The following is a 20,698-nucleotide window of genomic DNA, read 5'->3' as shown; positions in this document are numbered from 1 at the left end:
ATATGAAAGTCATAAAAAAATCCCTAATCCTTCTTCTCTTCCTAATTTCCTGTGGAGGAGGCAAAAAAGATACAAGTCATAACTCAATTGATTTAAGTGCAGGTGATTGGTATATCTCCTATAAGGATGATAAGAACTTCTCATCCCGCAATGTTTCTCATGAGAAGTGGGAGAAGATAAATCTTCCTGTGAATATCAAATTATTAAACAGAACACATACAGGGGGATTCTGGTTACGGAGGGCTTTTGATTCTGACAGTCTTTCGAACCTTCAATCGGTTGCTTTACATTTAGGGAGAACTTTCGGAGAAGATAGGGTATATATAAATGGTGTATTAATAGGGGTGAACGGTCATCATCCGGATATAGAGAGAAAAATAGATTATTATTTCGATGAGGAAAGAGTCTATTCAATTTCTAATAAATTGATTCTTCCGGGTGAAAATCTAATTGCCATTCGAATTGAATCAAATTTTAGAAATGTTGCAGGTATTATAGCAGAACCCGTTTCTATCCGTCCCATTGAGGATGCTACTGAGTCCATTGTCTATCGTTCAACCAACGAGATGATTTATATCGCTCTTTATCTTTTTATTGGAATCTTTTTCATAATTCAATATTTAAAGAAAAAGGATCTGAAAGAATACCTATCTTTTTCTTTTTTCATCATCGTTTTTGGTCTTTATCAATTTTGCAAAAATGAAATCAGGCTGGAATTGTATGATAATTTTATCTTATTTAAATACTTAGAATATTTTCTTTTTCTAAATCTTCCTTACTTTTATGTTCGTTTCTTACATGCCTTTTTTCATTACGAGGAAAATAAGTATTTTAATTATTATTACCTTTTTAATTTCCTTATCCCCATTATTTTTATTTTTATACGAAAGCCCACATTCTGGCACGATTTCATCGCTATCTGGGCGGTTCACTTAATTCTTATCCTCGGATATTCGGTATATAGAACCTATAAGAAGATATTTGAAAAAAATAAAGATGGGATTATACTTTTAGTTTCTCTCAGTTATTTTACATACGCGGTGATTGTTGAGATACTCATCGAAAAGGGATTTGTAAAGAATGAATCTTTAATAGATGGTTCCTTTTTGTTTTTTATCCTCACAACTACTCTTGCTTTACGACTTAGATTCATAGGTTTGAAACGGGGAATTCTGAAGCGCTATAGTCAATTAAAAGAAATTGATAATATGCGTGTAAAGCTCTTTGTTTATATGGATAAGATTTTGGGTTCCTCCTTAAATGAGGCTAAAAATCGTTTGGAGCTTATTCGAGAAACGAAAGACAAAAAAATATTCCGCGAAAATGTTTTACAGATTGAACTGATTTATAAAAATCTACAGGCTTCTATGGATGACATTCAAGAATTATCCAGACTCGAAACTACATCAGAATTGATTTATATCGAAAAGATAGATTTCGTAGATTTCATCAGGGTTGTTATTCCGGAGGGACAGATTACTTATTCTATCAAAGTAGGTCCGGAATACCAAATTGAGAATAATTTAGAACTAATTAATTCTTTAATCATCCGTTTAATTGATTTTTCCGGTTTTAAAGATTTTGAAAATATAGATCTGATTATTACGAATGACTTGAAGCATAATATCCACTTTCGTTTTATGCTATATAATAAAAATCCACAACTCACCCAGAAGCTTTACAAGGAATTATTGGATAGTAATAAAGAAGATATTCAATCAATACGTTGGGAAATTATAAAAGAAACCCTGAGACTTTTAGGTGGGAAATATGAGATAGGTCTTATTAATAAGAAATATTTACGGATTGACCTGGACTTAGAAGCCCTTCCTCCCGAACAACCTAAAGAACAAAAAGAAGATAGGCTGTCTATATCAAAAGAAAAGCAAACCGAGGATAGCGGGGAAGTAAAACTAAAAGCTAATATGGATGTAAAAGATTTGATTTTACTTATGAAGCAAAAACTTCAGTCATTGAAAAATCTCAGAAAGAAGAAGGAAGAATAAAAGTTTCAGATATGAAACTTAATCACTTACTTAAATATCTTTTTTTCCATGATTTTGCTATGATGAATGGAATGTAATAGGGAGAGATAAATCATTTCTTTGATCGTTACCTTATCCATTACCGGGTGGGGCATACTACAGTTAAGCATATCTTTAAGTTCCCAGGTTTGGACTCCTTCTATAAGTCCCTCCATAGATTTGTCCCAGTCTTCTAACAAATGCTCTCGCCTTTTTTTCGGGTTACCCGGGTATTTCTCATGTTTGGGTGTGTAGATACCGGAATCTTTGACCTTAGCTAACTCCAGGAAATATTCGTCCTTTAATTCCAGCATTTCTCTTGAACTTATCTTCTCGTATTTCCCAAAAAAAAGTTGAAATAAAAAAACAGGCAATCGAAGAGCAATACCTAAAACATTTGTAGTAAAGGAAATATGAATCATATTTTCAGCAGCAGACCAACCTCCATAAGCATGACTAAAAAATTGCTCTTCAGGAAGACTCTTGAAGAAATCTCCAATTTGTTTCTGGATATCCCGATTTAAAGCTATAAGCTCTTCTTTTGTTTCTGCATTTCTGAGTGGAAAGTCCAATGAATTCTCCCTTTCTTCTTTACAAGCCAGTACTCCTATTTACTCTCGCTGCTAAGTATATGCCAATTAAAAAAAAATATATATTTCTTTTCTTTAGTTTTTTACTTCTTCTCAGCCTGAATCGCTGTATCTCATATTTATTTCACCTCGGAAAAGAGCAGGCTCGAATATTACACTCGAGGGTTCCTATTGCGGAGATTCTCCAAAAACAAGATCTGGATGAGAAAAAGAAGAAGGGTCTTGAGTTAAGTCAAAAAGCAAGGCAGTTTGCAGTTAAAAGACTCGGACTTAATTCGGAAGGGGGATTTCTTTACTATGTTGAGTTGGACAGGGAAGAAATTGGCTGGCATGTAACCGCTTCCTATCCGCTGGAGTTTAAATCGTATACCTGGTGGTTTCCTATAGTGGGGTCCGTGCCGTATAAGGGGTATTTTTTCAAGGAATTGGCTGAAACAGAAGAAGCTGAGCTGAAAAAGAAAGGTCTGGATACCCGGCTTCGAATTACTGCGGGCTATTCTACCCTGGGCTGGTTTTCTGATCCTGTTTTTTCAAGCCAGCTTCGAGCTTCTGAAGACGAAATAATTGCCCTCGTGTTTCATGAAATGGCACATGCTACCGTTTATTTTGATGGAGATGCCCGTTTTAATGAATCCTATGCCTCTTTTGTGGAGGAGGAAGGGACCAGGTTATATTATGTAGAAGAAAGTTCGGAAGAGTCTGCTAAGATATTACTGGAAAGGCAGAAAAAACAAAAAGAAAGGGATAGGCTCATAAAGCTTTTACAGGAATACGCTCTAAAGCTGGATGCTACCTATAAAACCGATCTTTCCAATTTAGAAAAAGAGAAAAATAAAAAGAGAATTATTACAGAATTTAAAGAAAAGGTAATCCAGATTCTTGAACCGGAAGGAGAGAGATTGCAAAAGTTCCGAGAGAGAGAATTGAATAATGAGGACTTTATAGGAGTTTTACGCTATCACTCCGGAAACGACTTTTTTCAAGATGAGTTTAAAAAAGTGGGAAAAAATTTTTCGCGTTTCCATGAAAATATGAGAAAGCTGAAAAGTTTATCCATAAAAGAAAGAGCAAAACTTTTAGGAGTTCCGGAAGGTATTATCGATCCATAGAAAGACCTACAAACGCAGCTGCTATTGCATCCCAGGAATCATCTATATTTTCCAGTTTTTCTCCGAGTATGAATTCGAGGGCTGATTTTAAATCTTTTTTGGATGCTGTTCCCTTTCCGGTAATTCCTTTTTTTATCTGGCTTACGGTTGGCTGGAGAATCTTAATTCCTGCCTCATGAAGCTGTAAAAGGACAACCCCTCTTGCTTCGTAAACATTTACTGCCGTTTTTGCGTTCTTATGAAAGAACAGTTTTTCTATAGAAGCAAGTTCAGGTTCGAATTTTTGAATCAGCCGGGACAGGCCATTCTTTAATATGAGTAAATTTTCGGGAGAGGGCGTATTTGCTTTTACCTCAAGAACCCCGTATTCTAAAATAAGGGGTCTCGTGTTTTTTTTGCCCTGTTCCAGTATCGCATAGCCCAGGCGATGCGAACCCGGATCGATTCCAAGAATTTTCAAGTTTATAAAAATTCTTTTTTTAGTCTCTTCTCAATGCTTATGGATAAACTTTTAAAGGGTTCATCTTCTAAAAGCAAAAGCATATGGTGGTAACGTGTGGCTGCATCATCAAAAAAAGAATGAAAATGTTTTGAAAATGATTCTCCAAGGGAATAAGCAATTAAAACCCTGCTCTGGGCCTCGCTATTGAGTATTACTTCCGGAAGAGCCTCATATAATAATTCATAGGTTTTCAAATATTGTTTTGCTTGTTCATACCATTCCGCTTCAAGCTCGTTTGCCGATACGGAATTAAGACCTATTGTAATTCTGGTCTTATTACTTTTATTCTGATTTTCCGGTATCATGGGAGCCTCCTTTTAAATTCTTCACTTAAAATGAAAAATTTACTATTAATATTAGACTATTTTTCGCATACTTTTATATAAAATGCAATATGAGATAAATCAGTAGTTTTATCCTACTATGAGGATTCACCCCGGAAACTTAGGGAATAACAAAAGATGTAGTATACAACCTGTATCCATTCCAATAGTTCTCCTGAGGGTAACGTTTTTTTAATTCATCCATAGCCTGGATATACCGAAACTTCAAATCCTGCCGAATTTCTTTTCTTGCCGTTAATGTTTTTAAAAACATAATTTGGTGCAGGTCATTTTGTTGCCCTATAGAAAATACACCGGGTCCTTCAAACATAGTGCTAATATAATATAAGGAATAATTAATATCGTCAGTTATAAAGGAAGTATTATATAAACTGGAATAGTTGATTATCCAGGGACCGGGGCGTTTAGAATAAGACTTCAGGCTAAGAAGGTTTGCATTACCAAATAATATTTCTCTTTCTTCAAATAGTCGTAACTCCTCAGAAGAAATGCTGACAGTACTACGGGAATTTCCGCCGGTTTTGACTTCGAGGCTTTCTACTTCCAGAAGATGCTTAAACCAGGGTCTTTGTATTTTTGAAGGTAAATACCTGCTTATCCTGAATCCCTTCTCAAAATCACTTTTTAGGGAGTGCGGTCGATTTTCGATAAGAGTTCTCGGATTTTGAACCAGGTAAAAGTTGTCATTTTCATGCAATTCCAGAGGAGTTTTTATCAGGTAAGAGCTCAAATATACATAATTAATTTTCTCCCAGTTCTCCTTAGAAAAAATCGCATTCCGAAAAAGACTTTCTATAAACTCTTTCTGCAACAAATTGCTACCGGTTTCTTTTACGGTTCGGTGATAATCAAAAATAAGTTTTTTGAATTTCCTGGCATCCTCATAAGCACCATTTTGAAATAAAATATCAGAAGCAATTGCCTGTTTATTGCGAATAAGAATGTAGCGATTACGTAAACCCTGCTGGGTTACTACTATAAAGGTTTGATTAGCCGGAATCTTCTTCTGTATGTCTGCTGTTAATTCTTCCACCGGAGGTAAATCCTGAAATTTAGGAATTCTACCTAAAAGTCTTTCATTAATAGATAAAACCCTATCTCGATAGAAGATAAGATCTGTAGAAACATCTCCTCCAACATTTTGATCTTTATTTGACTTTTCTAATAAAAAGGTAATGAAATCTAACAGTTCTCTCGTATTTCTATGATCCAGATATTGATTTGCGTTTTCTTTGATTACTCTTTGAAGGTAAGATAAATATTCATTACCTTTAAAAGAAGCAACATACTGATAGTATTGAAACCAGCGAGATGAAGACGGATCGTCTTTCTCTGAGAGGACAAGTTCTTTCTTTATAAAAGAAAGCTTATATTTCAGAAGATAATATTCTGTTAGACTTGCCTCACTGCCTACATAGTTTAGGTACTTATCCTCAAATGTTTTTAGGTATTTAAAAGCGGATTCATAGTCTCCCTGGGAATATAGAGTTGATGCCCAGGAAATTGTCATGTGATATACTATATTTTGATTTCCCAATTCGATTTCTGAATTCACTAATAAATCAAAGATTTGGTTTACTTCATTCTCTACCTGCAGTGAGAGAGAGTTTTTTAAAAGGTAAAAGACCAGACTTTTATCTGTTTGATCCAGAATAAAAAACATAGATTTACCTGTAGAGGTTTTATCCGGAACAAGATATAAGGGTTCATAATCTTCTCCGGTTTCTATTTTTTTCCAAATTTCGAAAACTTTTTTTCTATATAGATCTTTTGAATTTATGATTCTTTCATCCATTAAAGACAATTCAGAATTATACTTTTTCCAATCCCTATTTAGACCATGAACATATATACTCTCTTTATTGAAATTTCGAGATAGACCTTCCATTTGAAGCTCTAAGAGTTCCATATTGACTTTCACTTCATCGAGAAGGGAGTAGACCAATTTACTCTGTGAAGGAGTATTTGCTTTTTTTAAAGCTTCTTTTGCATAATAAATGGCTTTCTCAGGTATATAATTTTGAAAAAAGATAAGAGCCAATTCGTACCGTGATAAAAAGTCAGTGCCGGGTTTCGCAAATTGTTCAAATAGCTCAATCCGCTTTTCTAGAAAAGCTAATTTCCCTTTATCAAGACTCTTATAAAAATTTAAACTGGCAATGATTGCTTTCTTTTCACTTAAACTAAGTTTTGCATCGTTTTTAGCAGTTGTAAGCTCAGCTACATAGTTCTTACAAGAAGAACTGGGGTAATATGTATAACAATACTTTACAAGAGCTAAGAGACTTTTTACGCGGAAATTACTATTGTCTTTATATTTTCCAAGTAATGCTTCATAAAATAAAAAAGGTTTAGTTTTCTTGAAATATTTTGATTTGATTCTCGCCAGATCAATTTGTGATTGTAAACTATTTTTATCTGTCTCGGCTAAAAGGGAATCAGCAGAATAAAATATATCGAGAGCTTCTTTTATTTTTCCTTCATTTTCTTTTAATCTCGCTCTAAGTCTCAAACTTCTGTAGGAGAGAGTATTTCCTTTCGGAATAGAATGAAAACCGATTGTTTTAAGTGATATTTTTTTAGGAAACTCATATATAGATAATTTTTTATTTTGAAGTTCTTCTTGAATATCGGTATGATCCTTATCAAAGAGAGCAACAAGAGGAATTCCTGAGGAGCGGACAATATCAATTATAGAGACTAATTTTTGATAGTTATCTTTTTTATAAGAAATCGATGGAAGAACTAACATCGAAACCTTATGTTCCTTTTGAAATAGTTCTTTTAAGTTTATATAACCTTTTAAAGATTCATTGTAAATATTACTACTTTTAAAAAGAATATTACCTTCAAGTATATCTGTATTGTAAAGTTTATCCTCTAAAGAAGTTTCACTGAGAGATTCGTTCTTTGTTATATTGGTATAATCTTTAAAACGAAGAGATTCCATTTCTGGTTTAAAGGTTATATGAGAACTACGAAAAGCATAATGTATCTGAATAAAATCAATTAAATTTTTTCCGTTTAAGGGAAATGTTTTGAAGTCATAAGAAACAGTTTTGTCGTCAGGAATAATAATAAGGTTGGAAAAATTTTTCAAACTATTCCAATTCGATTGAATGATCTCGGTTAATTGTATAATAAATTTACCTTTTTCTAAATCAACAAAGCCCCTTTTCTTCGATCTGGAAGAGATTATCCAGTATAAAAGATGGTCTTCAACTGTCAAAAAACGTAAAACAACATCTTTATTGGAAAGTTTATTTTGTATATCATCCTTAACTGTGAAATTAAAGAAGTCACTTTTTTCAGGAAAGGATTCAGCAAGAGAAGAAACGTATTTCTTTACCTTTTCATTGAAATTTTTTCGTTCTTCTATGTATTTGGCTACTGCTTCTCTTTTATTAATTCGCTTACCGATTTCTTCTTCCAGTTCCTCCTGTTTTTTTAGCATAGTTTTTAAATGGGAATAAGCAGACTGAAATTTTGGATTTTCGAAGGAAAATTTGTTATAGTTTAAATTCTTAAAAAGGATGATATTTTGAAGTTTTTCATCATATAAATAAAGTGAATCATAATCTTTTAAGTGAAACCTAACGTCTTTAATAGCATTGTAAAGATTTGTAAAAAAAGATACATTCGTATCAAGTAAAATTGTATAGTTATTTAAAATTAACTTTTCGGACTCCAAAAGTTTGGATAAAGCTAATTGATAGTTACGTTTATCTTCCGGAAGCTGTAAAAGATAATCTGCATATAAGAGGTTAATCTTAGCCTGTTCTTCTAATGCTTCAAATTCTACTGCAAAGTCAGATGCTGCCTGGATGGTTTTAATAAAAGCTTTATCTTCTTTTAATTTATAATGCAACCTTGCCAGGTTAATCAGAAGTTTCAGGCGTTCTTTTTTTGAATATAGATCTCCTTTTAAACCTATGAGATCTTCCGGAACTCTACCCGGATTTTTCAGAAAAGCGAAACTCTGTCCGTAATAATAGTATGCTTTTTGTGGTTCTTTTGCAAAGGAGTAGGCATCACCGAGATAGTTATAGTTCATACCCATTAGGGGTTCATAATATTTCCATTCCTTAAAAAACTCAATTTCACACTTTTCTTTTTGTTTAGAGTTGTTTAGATCTATTTCCGTAGTTGTAAAAGGAATCATACACTCTGATATGGCTCTCTTTTTTTCATTTTTTAGAAGTTTTAAATTTTCATTTAATGCCAGGATGGCTTCTTCCCTGGGAATAACTGCAATTTCTATAGTTTTGAACAAAGCATAATTATAGCTTTCAAAATGAATTCTGAATAATTTATAATCCTGTTTTTTTAAAAAATACTCATAAGATTCCTTATAGGTTTTGGCGGAGTTAATAAATTCTCCCTGCTTATACTCATTGTAGGCTTTTCTGGAAATCGTATTAGAAAGAATACTCTGACCGCTGGGCATACTATCGAGTTCATTTTTTTTAATAAAGGCTTCCCTTTCATTTAAGAGTTTAAGAGTTTCTGAATATTCTCTTTGTTCTTCAAAATTCTTAATCTCGATTCCTTTAGACAGAAGATACTGATAAATCGGCGGAAAACCTCCCGGAAAACGACTATCACCATGCACCCTATTTTTTCTGGGCAGAATCAATTCCCAAAAGTAACTTTCTGTTTTTTCTTTCTCATTTTTATCTGTATTTTTTTCTATCGCCAGTTTAACAAAATAATTTGCAGTGCTGTAATCTTCTACCTGTTGATAGCAAATAGCTAAAAAATTATATAAAGAATAATCAGGGATGAGATGAACTTCAGCATTATACGAAACAGCTCTTCTTAAGGAACGTATGGCCTGTCGGAAGTTTCCACCTTCCATTTCTGCTAAACCACCAAGTGCATTTATCAAGACCAACTTCTTTGCTACGTAATGAATGCTTTCCGATTGAGTTCCGGGATTTGCTTCTCCAAGTGCATACGCTTTATAAAATTCATTATTTAAATAGATATCAGCAACTTTACCGAATTCCTCCGAGGACTGTTCGTAATTTCCGAGGTATAGCAGGGTTCTTGCGTAGTTATAATGGAATAGAGCTTTTTGGCGATAGTTTTCAAAACGGGAGGTGTCTATAATGCTTTTACCATATTCTTCTACTTTCGCGTAGTGTTCTTTTGCTTTCGGATAACTATTTAACAAAAGATAATTATTTGCCAGGTTCAAATTTAAGTCGGATAATAGTTTCTTGTCAGGAGCTTCTCCTAAAAAATCCAGGATCTGTCTGTATAGTTCCACATTTTCTTCAAGGTGTCTACCGGGAAAGTGAATATTATATTCGGATTCATATTCTTCTCCTACACTTACAGAATCTGAATAAAGCTTTTGTGTTTTGGAAACATCAACATACTGATATAGCCAGCCGAGTAATTGGTAGGCATCGGCAAACTGAGGATTTGCAAAAATAGCCCACTTCAATTCTAATTCGGCTTTTTTTAAATCATTCAGAATTTTTTCTTTACGGTTCGGGGTCATCATACCCGTTTGATTATAAAAATCTTCATAAATAATGGCTTTTCCTATGAGATAATAGGCATAGCCGTAGATAGCAGCGAGATACAAATAATTCCTGGCTCTGGGAATTCCCTCTTTAAAATGTTGATTGATGATAAATAAGGCGTCTTCTCCCAGTACTTCTTCTATTTTTAAATCTCGAAAATCCCCGAGTACTTTAAGTTTATCTGTAACTTTTGATGTATAGGTATTGGTAGCTACTTTAGAAAGAAAGTTTGTGGAAGTCCCTACGATATTTGTATTTAAAAAATCCAGAACGGCTTTACTATTATGTTCCCGTATTTCTTTTCCATAAATAAAGGCAGAGTCTATCATTTTCTTATAATAATATATCGCATATTGAGAATATAAAGTATTCAGATATAAGTTTTTAGATTTTAAAAGAAACATATTTTCAGTATTATAAAAATAGTGAATGGCAGCAGACCTCAGAATTTTCAGATTATCCTGAATCTTTTTTTCTTTATCGGGGATATTTTTTGCGGAAGCCAATTTTCTTTTTGTCTCAAAATATTGGTTGGTGTATTTTCTGGCCTGGTTTTCATAATAGCGAAAACTCTTCTCAATTTCTTCCTCGGCGATTTCAACACCAAATGTATCGTCATAATTCACAAGAAAAAATTTCATCTGGTTAAAAAAGCCCTCTCCATTATCGCCCTGTAAGGTACCGAGTCCCTCGTAATTTTTTGCACGAAGCCAGAGGCTTTTCAAATAAAGCGGATCATCAAAATCGAACTTCCGATCGAACACAGAAGCCTTATTCGCAGGGTCTATAATTGGCTTTGCTTCATAAACTCCTATATAAGAATTTATTAAACCCAGGCTATTTTGAAAATCTTTACCCTCATATAAGGCTTTTGCCTTTATGTATATAAGTAGTCTGTGAAGCCCGGCGCATTGTTTTTGTAACTCTTCTTTTTGATTCAGTTTATCTATTAGTTGATTAACTTCTACATAGTTTCGATTCTTCCAGATGTTTTTTTCTATATCATTTTGAATTGTGTTTAGTCTGGAACGCTTAATCGCCGGGTTATTAATAAGCTCCAGGTAATAGGCGGGAATTATCTCCTGTTCAGAGTAAAATTTCAAACGGCTAATTTTTTGTTTGATAGTATTTGTGTTATAATACTCCGGAAATTCATTCAAAATCCGGGCATAAGCTTCAATACTCAAAGCCCTTTTATTGATTGCTTCTCTTTCCTCTCCTATCAATTCCAGTATTGCATACTTTTGCTGTAGAGGGATAAGCTTCTCAGCTTTTACGGAATCATAATATTGCTCTAAGGTTTCAAGAGTTCCTCGTTTTCCCTCTTTATGAAAAATACTGGCCAGGGCATAGGGATAAAAACCATCTTTCTGATTCTTTTGCTTCAACTGCTCTTCTATAATTTGTTTCGCTTTATCATGTCGACCTGAGTTTTCATTTAATTGGGCTTTAAACATTTCGGCCTTAGCTTTAAAAATAGGATATAGGGGATCCTCCTCAAAGAAGAGTTTAATAGAATCCAGAGCCAGAACAACTCCTTCATAACTCTGATACTTTTGATAACGTAGTGCAAAATTGAATTGTTCTTCTATTGTTGCTTGTTTGGGGATAGAGCCTTCTGCCGGGATAAAATAAACATTGATTGTATTATAAAGAGAGGCTGAAAAAAGGATACTTCCGCATTCTTCCCTGTACTTCTGTTTTTGAACCGGGTTCATAAACTGTTCAAGTTCATCAGCACAGCCAAAACGGGAATAGCGAGTATCAAAAACGGGAAAGGTTTCCGAACTCAGGTGTTGTTCCTTTTTCTGAGATACATTGTATCGAATAATCATTCCATTATCTGTTATCTCTTTACCTTTTTCTTTTTTTTGCGGATTTCGTACGGAGGTATAAAACAAAATGTTTCCATTGGGAGATAAGGAAGGAGAATATTCGATATACTCGTTATGGGTTAATCGTTCATGCGTATTGGTCTGCAAATCGTATCGATAGATTTCTCCATTCGAATGGTTTTTGTAAGAGATATAACTTATATACCTGCCATCCAGGGCCCAATATGGAGAGGTACCACCTTCAGAGGTGATTTGTTTAATGATTTTTTTGGTTTTCAGTTCATAGATAACAATATTTTGAAGTCCCGGACTAAGGCTCTCTGTGGAATAAGCCAGGAATTTTCCATCAGGAGACCAGCAGGGATCTGTGTCAATATATCGCCTGGCATTTTTTGGATCAGAGTAATTCGGATTACTAATATTTTTAAAATCTGTATTAATAAAACGTTCTCCTTTCAAATAGGCTTCTTTCCATTTTTTAGGGTTCATCTCCAAAAAGAAAATATCTCCCTCTGAATCGTATTGTTCGGATACAAAAGCTAATTTGGTTCCATCCGGACTGATAGCCGGTTTGTATTCCGGTGCCGGGTGAGAAGTAACCGGAACGATAATTGAACTTTTTAAATCCCGAAACCAGATATCATAATTCCCCCGGTTATTGGTTGTATAAAAAAGTGTTTTTCCATCAGAAGTGGTGGAGTTATACAGGTTATCTCCTCTTTGTATGGTAAGAGGGTAAGGGTCTTCATTCGCCGGAGAAAAATAGTTCGTAGAAATTTTAGCATAATCAAAAGTAAGGGGAAGGGTTTTTTCTCGCTTTTGTAAAAAACGACAATTACCTGTATGGATTAAGAAAAGGAGAAGGATGGCTAAAAAGATTTTTTTTGCTATAACAGTACTCATAAATATCTCACTCTTTTTTTATCCATTTTCCTTTTTCAATTTCATAAAACTCTCCTTCTTCTACTTGATTATAATACAGGAGTTTTATTTCATTTTTCTTATGTTCCAATTCTAAAGGAGGAAGTTTGGATTCCTTTTCTAAGAGATGGATTTTCCGCATATAAACTTGATCTCGAAAAGAATTAACCTGCTCAATGACTTCTTTTACTCTTTTTGTTCCTTCTTCATTTGCATATTCACTTTCAGTTGCAAGAATATTTATTAGAGGATTCTGGCTAAAATGACCGTTCAGAGCTTCTCCTGCAATTCCCAACTGTTTTAAACGCCGAATTTCTGGTGTAAAATAGGCCAGACTTCGCAAGATAATAAAAAAATCTCGACTTTCTTCTTTGGTTCCGAGGCTTACTTCTGCATCTTTCTTCCAATCTTCCGATCCGGATGAAGAAGTTTTAATGGAAGAAATAAGCCAGCCATCCGATTCGAGTTGTTTATCACTTCCTATCATCTGTCTTTCGGCTGCAGTTTGGGACTGGGTGAAAGTGATGGGAGGAGGCTTTATCGAACAGGAAATAAAACTAAATAAACTCAGGACGAAGATGATAGAACGCATTTTCTCTCCTTTACTGGTAGCTTGAAATTTCAGATTTTGCCCTATTTAAAAAGTTGGCAAGAGGAACTCTTTCCTGACTAATTTTGTTATCTTCAATACTTATAATAGAAGAAAGAATAGAACGTTTAAATAATATTTTTGCATAAACTAAGCCCTTGGAAAGCTCTACTTCGAGTTTATCCACCGAATAAGAACCAATAAGAAAATCTGTAAAACGGTTCTGGGGGCTTACGACATTAATAGCACTTTTTCCAAAGTCTTTTCCTATTTGATAGACACTAAAAAACAATTCAAGATTACCCAGGGGGTCTGTAAGATTTTTACCGGAGAGGTTTACGTCTGCTTTTATTTTTCCGTCGTCAAATCTATTCTGAATATTATCTGGTAGAAGCTTTTTCAAGTCTATATCTTTTACTTGAAGGGTAGCCGAATATTCCATGTGTAAAGGCTCTGCTGTACCAACATTGAAAAGAATATCTTTTCCATATACAATTCCATCCAGCATACGAATCCTCAGGTTATCCATACTGAAGTAGTTGGCCCTATAATCTATCCTGGCACTTAAACCCGGTTCTCCTTCTATCTGTCCTGCAACAAAAGGAAAGCGCTTCTTTTTATTAGAAATGTGGGGACCGTAAATAGCTCCGATCTTAAAGTTATCCTCCGGGGTTTTTCCATAGGTCTTCACATATCTAGATTTATTTCCTTCGATCAAGCTTTTATGTCCATCAAGCGCAAGATTATGTTCTATGGGAAGTTTTAGCTCGATTGCTTCGAGTTCATATTTATCACAGGAATTTTTTCCTTCGCAATCCCCAATCATTACATGAAGTATGGATTTTTCAATTTTTATCAAACCCTTTATTAGGAAATCTTTAAGCTCAAAATTTGCCTCATAATTTCCTTTAAAATTCACATTCTTAATCAGGCGAATCATATCAGGAGCATCTAGTTTAAAAGATATTCGAAGGTCCGGGAAAAAATCTCCGAGGGGAGCTTTCTTCTCTGCGGGATTTTTAAAGAGCTTTCCTTCTATTTCTCCTGTAAGTTTCTGATTTAAGGCCGTAATCTGGAAAGATTGTATGTGAATGGCTTTCGTATAATTTTTTGATAGAGAGATGCGAATTCGACTTTCTAAATCGTTTAAGGCCAGTGCCGGAATCTGCAAGAGCAGGTTTCCTCCGATAATATCTTTTTCTTTTCCGAGTTTGTATTGAAAACTTTTCAGTTCTAAAACCTGCTTATCTCCAATAATACTTCTGAGAGGAGATATGGTTTCTTTTAAAGAAAGCGGTAGAGCACTTAAGAGATTTTTTATATGTGTTTGTAAGCTTAAATTATCCGCCTTAATACTTAACTCCCCCGGGAATTGAATACTTCCTTTTTGCAAGGAAAGACCCAGAGCCTGTTTTCCTGCACTGTTTTTATATGGAATTTGAATAGAATGAATCTGTAGAGTATCCGGTTTAAAACCTTTTAAAAAGGAAATTGCAGCGTTCAAGTCAAGATCGATACTACCAATAGGAGATTTACTTTTCCCTATACTATAACGGAAACCCGCTAAACCGGCTTGCAAACGTGCATTTAATAGAGAAAAATCTTTAGCCTTTACCTGTAGTCTTGCAGCCGTGACCCCGCTTACTGCTGAAGTGAAAGCTCCCAAATTTACATTCTTAACCTGCAAACCGAGTTGTATTCCATCTGTGTCACGAATGAAACCATTTAGAGATAGAAAAATTTGGTTATAGTATAAACTCAGATCCTCTATATTAAGTTTCTTCATGAAGGGGAGAGGGTCTTTTGCCGTACCTTCTTTTTTTGAAACAAAATCGAAGACTCCATCTGCTTTTAAGTGCAGGGAAGGCACAGAATGTCTCTGTTTACCGCTGCCATAAAAAACATTCTTACCTTTAAGTTCAAGATTCAGGTTTAGATCTGAAAGTGGACCTTTTGCTTTTACAGGTAGAAGTTTCAAGTTTCCACCTATAGGAAGTTCCATGCCGGGCAGACCGGACAAAAAAGAGGATAAGACATCCAAATTAATATCCGACTCAAATACTTCTGCATCAAATTCTCTTGTATCTTTTAAAACATGATTCAAGTTTCCCTTGACACGAAGCCAGGGATTTTTCTGAAAAACCAGGCTTAAATCATTTAGAGAAAGGGTATCTTGGGAGGGACTGTAATTTAAGGAATAGGAAGCCAGAGCGGTTAAGGGGTAAGCTTTTTTGCCTTTAACCTGAATCTGAATATTTTCTCCTCCGAGTTTTAAAGATGACAGCAACTTGAGCTTTTTATCTTTTGCTTCTTCTTTTTCAAATATCAGATTTATATCCAACTTTTCCTTGATAGTATAGGTTTTATCCTGAAAGCTCAGATCCAGTTTTTTAGATGGATTTAAGCGCAGGAAAAAACGCTTTATAAGTTCTAAAGCAGAAAGGTCTTTGGGAATTTTAGAACTTTCTTTTGTTTCTAATAAGGTTTCGAGGTAAATTGGGAAAGCTTTGAGTTCTACAGGTTCCTTGCCTTCTATTTTCATTTGAAAATGTAGATCGTCTATTAGAATATGCAGTAAAGTAGAAACGGAAATAAAGGTTGAAATTTCTTTATTATCTTCAGGTGTTTGCTTATCCTTTTTCTCTTCTTTTTTTTCTGTAGAAGGTTCTGAAGGGAAAAGAGATTCGAAATTCCAGATTTCCTTTTTTTTATGTAAAAGAATTCGAGGTCGAATCAAAAAGAGGCCATCTACTTCAAGTCTACCCCAAAAAACAGATGGAAGCCTGTATAAAAGGGCCAGTCTATCGGCTTCGAAAAAGGTTTCATTATCAAAGTCCTGGTTGGAGATAATTTTTATATTACGAATATCTAAACCATAAAACAGGGAGAACTGTTGAACTTCGAGACTTATTTTCCCGGTAGAAACTTTTGGAAATATAAAAAGGACAAGTTGTTTGGCGGTGTAGGAGTTAAATATTGCTTTATAAAAAAGAAACAAGAAAAGAAAAAAAAGAAAAAGTTTCTTTCGAAAGAAGCCCGTAAACTTTTTTAACTTTTCCTTTCCCTCCACAAAGTTCTAAAAATCAAAGGACTCCAGTGCTTCATCTGCTGTTTTGAATATTTCAAATACACTGGTTAACTTTGTAATCTCCATTAAATTTTCAATGTCTCCATTCAGGTTCGCAAATACCATTCGACCCTTCAGGTTGTCCACATGCTTAAAAATATTTAAAAACGCTCCGAGTCCTGCTGAATTCACAAAAGGAACTTTTTTCATATCAATAATAAACTTGGGTGCTTCACCCTCTTTGATATGCTTTTCTACTTCTTCTCCAAGCTCAAACTCGTTACCGGCCTTGATAGGGCCTTCCAGTCGAATGATGTTTACATTGTTTTTTTGTATTACTTTAATTTTCATAAGGCCTTTGTCACAATCCCTGATTTTATAGTTATTACTCAGTACTTCACTCTTGTAAAGGATTTTTTGAGAAACCTAGAAAGATATAAATCACAGGCTCTGCAAGTATTTTTTAAATTCCGAGACTTCTGCTGATGATTTCTTTCATGATTTCGGTAGTTCCCGCATATATGGTTTGTATTCTTGCATCTAAATAGGCTCTTGCTATCGGATATTCCATCATATAACCGTAACCACCGAAAAATTGCAGGCAATCATCGGTATGACGTTTTTGCATTTCTGTCGTATAATACTTTGCCATAGAAGCCTCAGCTGCACTTAAAGAACCTTCCATTAAGGCTGCCACAGCATTGTCGCAAAACGCCCTGGCCACTTCTACCTCGGTAGCCATTTCCGCCATCCGAAAACGAATATGTTGAAAACTTCCTAATTTCTGACCGAAAGCTTTTCTTTCTCTTAAGTATTGCAGGGTCATATTTTGAACGGTATAGGACGCTTCTACCGCAGCAATCGCAAGAGAAAGTCTTTCCTTGGCGAGTTTGTTCATCAGGTAACGAAAACCCTGACCTTTTTTTCCGAGGAGATTATTTTTAGGAACCTTTACATTTTCAAAGTGAAGCTCGGAAGTGTCCTGGGCCTTTAAGCCAATTTTATCGAGTCTTCTGCCCCTTACAAAACCTTCCATTCCCTCTTCGATCATCAATAGACTCATGGAACTATCGCCGGTTTTAACTGCCGTTATAACATAGTCTGCAAGCTGGCCGTTACTGATAAAGGTTTTCGAACCATTCACCAGGAAATAATCTCCTTTGTCCTCCGCGGTTGTGCGGATAGATTTTAGATCGGAACCTGCATCCGGTTCTGTCATAGCAATCGCGAGAATTTTTTCTCCGCTGACACAACCGGGTAACCAGCGCTGTTTTTGTTCTTCATCCCCGTATTCCACGATATAGGGAGCAATAATGTCATTATGCAGGGAAACGAAAAAGCCCGTGTTTCCTACTCTTGTGGATTCTTCGATAATAATAAGATTATAAAGGAAATCGGCACCCGCTCCACCGTATTCTTCCGGAACATCCGGACAAAGAAGACCATTTCTTCCGGCTTTTAACCAGATCTCTCTCGGCACAATTCCCTCTTTTTCCCAGGCTTCATGATGCGGTTTTACTTCAGATTCAAAAAATCTACGCACGGAGGTTCTGAATTCTTCATGCTCATCAGTAAATGGAAGTGTTCTTTTCAAGCTATTCTCCTATGAATAAATGGCGCTTAATCTCATGTATACGCCCGGATTCTTTTTAATATAATGAATGAGATCTTCTTTGTGAATACAGTATACTTCGATTGGCTCGAGACTTTTAAAACTATAATGGGAAGGAAGACCATTTGAAATAATATAAATCTCTCCAATGATGTCACCAACTCCCAGTTCTCCAATTTTTTTATCGTGCCGATTAATTTCAACCTTTCCACTGCGAAGGATAAACATAGCTCTGGGTACTTCACTTTCCCGGATTAAATATTCCCCGGCACGAAAGGATTGTAAGTTTAGAACCAGTTCTAACTGGGTAAACTGATAGCTGGTTATGGATTGAAAATGCCTCGATTTACTGAAAACTTCCCAGGAATTACTTTCTCGGATGTCATGCAGACGTTTTAAATTCTGAAGTAAATCCGAATCCCGGATGAATTGTAAAAATTGGTCTTTCTGAATCGTTAGAGCGAGTACATCTGTTTCTGCAAAAACGTCCGAGGATCTCGGGATATCCAGAAGAAGTGAGGCTTCTCCGAAGTATTCATAGGTACCGGAACGCTTGATAGGAGAGCCTTCTGTTTCGTTGTTCCGTTTTAAGAAACTTACCTGTCCGGAAACAATAATGTAAAATTTATCTCCGAAGGTGCCTTTTTCGATAATTCTCGTTCCCTTGGGATAGGTTTCTTCGTTCGCAATTAATAAAAATTCCTTGGCTTTCTCTACGGAAAAATCAGCGAAAATATCTATTTGGCTCATAATATCCAGGAGGTTGTATGCCTCAATATACCGGGGAGGGGTAGTCTCCGGGTAAAAGGTATTTTCCATCCCGAATTTTGCGAGAGTCATTTTGGAATTTTCCGGCATATCCTTTTTTGAGATATGATAAACCGTTATCTTCTTTTGTATTTCTTCCGGTAAAGAAGCGAGATAGCTAATTTTGGTGTGCAGGGGAGGAACACCGGCTTCGTGATAGATAATCCGCCTGTGCCAGGGAAAATTTTTTAAAAAACGGTATCTGCTTTCCGGAAGAATCTTCTTCTGATAAAGATCTTCAAAAGTTTCCGGGTCGTTTTTATGGTCTGAAGAATAAATAAAAGACTGATCCTGAAAGAAAAACTCGAATCCGAGAGCCGGAATCGAATGCAGGGCATAAAAAAAGTTAAACTGGGCCCCGTTGATATAAGAGGGCTTTCCTATAATCGCAGGCTGGAATTCGAATAGGTTCACTAATTCTTTTCGAGGAATATCGGTCAGGCTACAGTATTTACGCAGAAAGCTTTCGAGAATCGTAGTGGTGGTATGAATCGTTACCTTGGACTCTTCGAGAATTTTTTGCAAAGTTCCGGCATCATGGTCTGCGTGACAATGCGTCAGAATTACGTGGTTAATAAGCCTTGGATTTACATTGGATTCCCGTAGCCATTCGGTACTATTGACCGGTGGATCTACCATAATCCCTTTATGGTTTAACCAGATAATAAAGCCCGAAGTGTTATCATCCGGATCAAAGCCGTGCGATGGGCCGAGACAGGTAACTCCAAGCAGAGGGGCCTGAAAGGGTTCACTGAGTCTCTGACCGATAGCATATTTTATATTGAAACCTACTTCACCCGGAATCTGTACGGAACTTTCTCCATCCTGCAGAAGGAAATCCCCGCTTTTAGTTCTTTCGATAACAACCGAATCCAGCTCCACTTTTCCATTTTTAAACAGGTGAAATTCTACCAGATCCTCTATTTTTTTATTCCCGGCAAAATGATTCATTTCCGCTTTCATGTCGGGATAACCGAAAGTATTTTCCCCGTGGATAAACTCAGAACTTAAATTTACGTGTTCCGGACCGAAAACAGACTCCTGTAAAACAACGATTAGCTGTTTCTTCTGTTTTTCGGTGCAGACTATCCGGGTTTTTTTATTTCGTATATAAAAATTAAAATAAAGGGGAAATTCCAGTTCTGCTATACTAATTCCTTTATCTACATGGAAAAATTTTCCGGGAAGAACAAATACACAGGGAGTGCTTTTTTCCATGCGCATGGTGTCTTTGATTGTTTCGGGAGGAGAACCAAATTGAATATAACCTATACTGGTATCCACCAGATATCCACCTCTGGGTAATTCAATATACTGTTTCGAGCTCGTAGTCTTCACTTTATTATATCAGGTGTTTTTCAATAAACGATTTTAACTGAGGCTTGGGTAAAGCACCGATTAACTTATCTACCAGTTTCCCATCTTTATAAAGAAGAAGGGTCGGGATAGATTGAATTCCCAGTTTTTGAGCCGTTGTCTGGTTATCATCGACATTGAGTTTTTTAATACTCACTTTGCCTTCGTATTCTTTGGATAAATCGGCCAGAACCGGGGCTACCATCCTGCAGGGTCCACACCATTCAGCCCAGCAGTCTACAAGTACCAGACCGGAAGAAGTTTCGGATTTGAAAGTTGAATCATTAATCTCGGCTAATGCCATACAATACCCTCCTTATTGGGTTTTTTAATGAAATGTTTACAGCGTGTCTTAAAACAGACTTATCTATTAAAGAAAAGCAAGCTGCAAGAGCCTGCAGCTTCATT

General features: G+C 35.6%; 12 protein-coding genes. 2 read left to right on the top strand and 10 right to left on the bottom strand.

Annotation, left to right across the window (positions count from 1 at the left end):
* Positions 1 to 2 precede the first annotated feature (2 nt).
* Positions 3 to 2,006 carry a hypothetical protein gene (locus H7A25_05300; GenBank protein MCP5499296.1) on the top strand — a complete coding sequence of 668 codons (2,004 nt, stop codon included), beginning with the start codon at positions 3 to 5 and terminating at the stop codon, positions 2,004 to 2,006.
* Between the two features lie 26 nt (positions 2,007 to 2,032).
* Here H7A25_05300 and H7A25_05295 read toward each other — a convergent pair whose 3' ends face one another.
* The gene (locus H7A25_05295) at positions 2,033 to 2,596 is read right to left on the bottom strand and encodes a DinB family protein (GenBank protein MCP5499295.1); all 564 of its coding nucleotides are present in this window, start codon (positions 2,594 to 2,596) and stop codon (positions 2,033 to 2,035) included.
* 59 nt (positions 2,597 to 2,655) lie between these two features.
* Between H7A25_05295 and H7A25_05290 the strand changes: the two genes are divergently transcribed.
* Positions 2,656 to 3,723, top strand: a complete 1,068-nt coding sequence (locus tag H7A25_05290; GenBank protein MCP5499294.1) for an aminopeptidase — start codon at positions 2,656 to 2,658, stop codon at positions 3,721 to 3,723.
* Here the strand turns inward: H7A25_05290 and H7A25_05285 are convergent.
* From H7A25_05285 to trxA, 9 genes are all read right to left on the bottom strand, one after another.
* Positions 3,710 to 4,183 (bottom strand): crossover junction endodeoxyribonuclease RuvC, encoded by a 474-nt coding sequence (locus H7A25_05285; GenBank protein ID MCP5499293.1) that lies wholly within the window; start codon positions 4,181 to 4,183, stop codon positions 3,710 to 3,712. The two genes, H7A25_05290 and H7A25_05285, sit on opposite strands and share 14 nt — an antisense overlap.
* 2 nt (positions 4,184 to 4,185) lie before the next feature.
* Positions 4,186 to 4,530: a hypothetical protein gene (locus tag H7A25_05280; GenBank protein ID MCP5499292.1), complete on the bottom strand. Its 345-nt coding sequence runs from the start codon at positions 4,528 to 4,530 to the stop codon at positions 4,186 to 4,188.
* A gap of 139 nt (positions 4,531 to 4,669) precedes the next feature.
* Positions 4,670 to 12,841 (bottom strand): PD40 domain-containing protein, encoded by an 8,172-nt coding sequence (locus tag H7A25_05275; protein MCP5499291.1) that lies wholly within the window; start codon positions 12,839 to 12,841, stop codon positions 4,670 to 4,672.
* 7 nt (positions 12,842 to 12,848) lie between these two features.
* A complete protein-coding gene (locus H7A25_05270; GenBank protein ID MCP5499290.1) occupies positions 12,849 to 13,451 on the bottom strand; it encodes a DUF1318 domain-containing protein in 603 nt (200 codons plus the stop codon).
* A gap of 10 nt (positions 13,452 to 13,461) precedes the next feature.
* Positions 13,462 to 16,446, bottom strand: a complete 2,985-nt coding sequence (locus tag H7A25_05265) for a hypothetical protein (protein MCP5499289.1) — start codon at positions 16,444 to 16,446, stop codon at positions 13,462 to 13,464.
* 78 nt (positions 16,447 to 16,524) lie between these two features.
* Positions 16,525 to 16,866, bottom strand: coding sequence for an STAS domain-containing protein (locus tag H7A25_05260; GenBank protein MCP5499288.1), 342 nt, complete (start codon positions 16,864 to 16,866; stop codon positions 16,525 to 16,527).
* A gap of 112 nt (positions 16,867 to 16,978) precedes the next feature.
* Positions 16,979 to 18,109, bottom strand: coding sequence for an acyl-CoA dehydrogenase family protein (locus tag H7A25_05255; protein MCP5499287.1), 1,131 nt, complete (start codon positions 18,107 to 18,109; stop codon positions 16,979 to 16,981).
* A gap of 9 nt (positions 18,110 to 18,118) precedes the next feature.
* A complete protein-coding gene (locus H7A25_05250) occupies positions 18,119 to 20,272 on the bottom strand; it encodes a cAMP/cGMP-dependent 3',5'-cyclic-AMP/GMP phosphodiesterase (GenBank protein ID MCP5499286.1) in 2,154 nt (717 codons plus the stop codon).
* 4 nt (positions 20,273 to 20,276) lie between these two features.
* Positions 20,277 to 20,594, bottom strand: coding sequence for a thioredoxin (gene trxA, locus H7A25_05245; GenBank protein ID MCP5499285.1), 318 nt, complete (start codon positions 20,592 to 20,594; stop codon positions 20,277 to 20,279).
* Between the last annotated feature and the right edge of the window lie 104 nt (positions 20,595 to 20,698).

It is taken from the genome of Leptospiraceae bacterium, from assembly GCA_024233835.1.
In the GTDB taxonomy this organism is placed as follows: Bacteria; Spirochaetota; Leptospiria; order Leptospirales; family Leptospiraceae; genus JACKPC01.
This window is presented reverse-complemented; position numbering and strand designations above follow the sequence as displayed.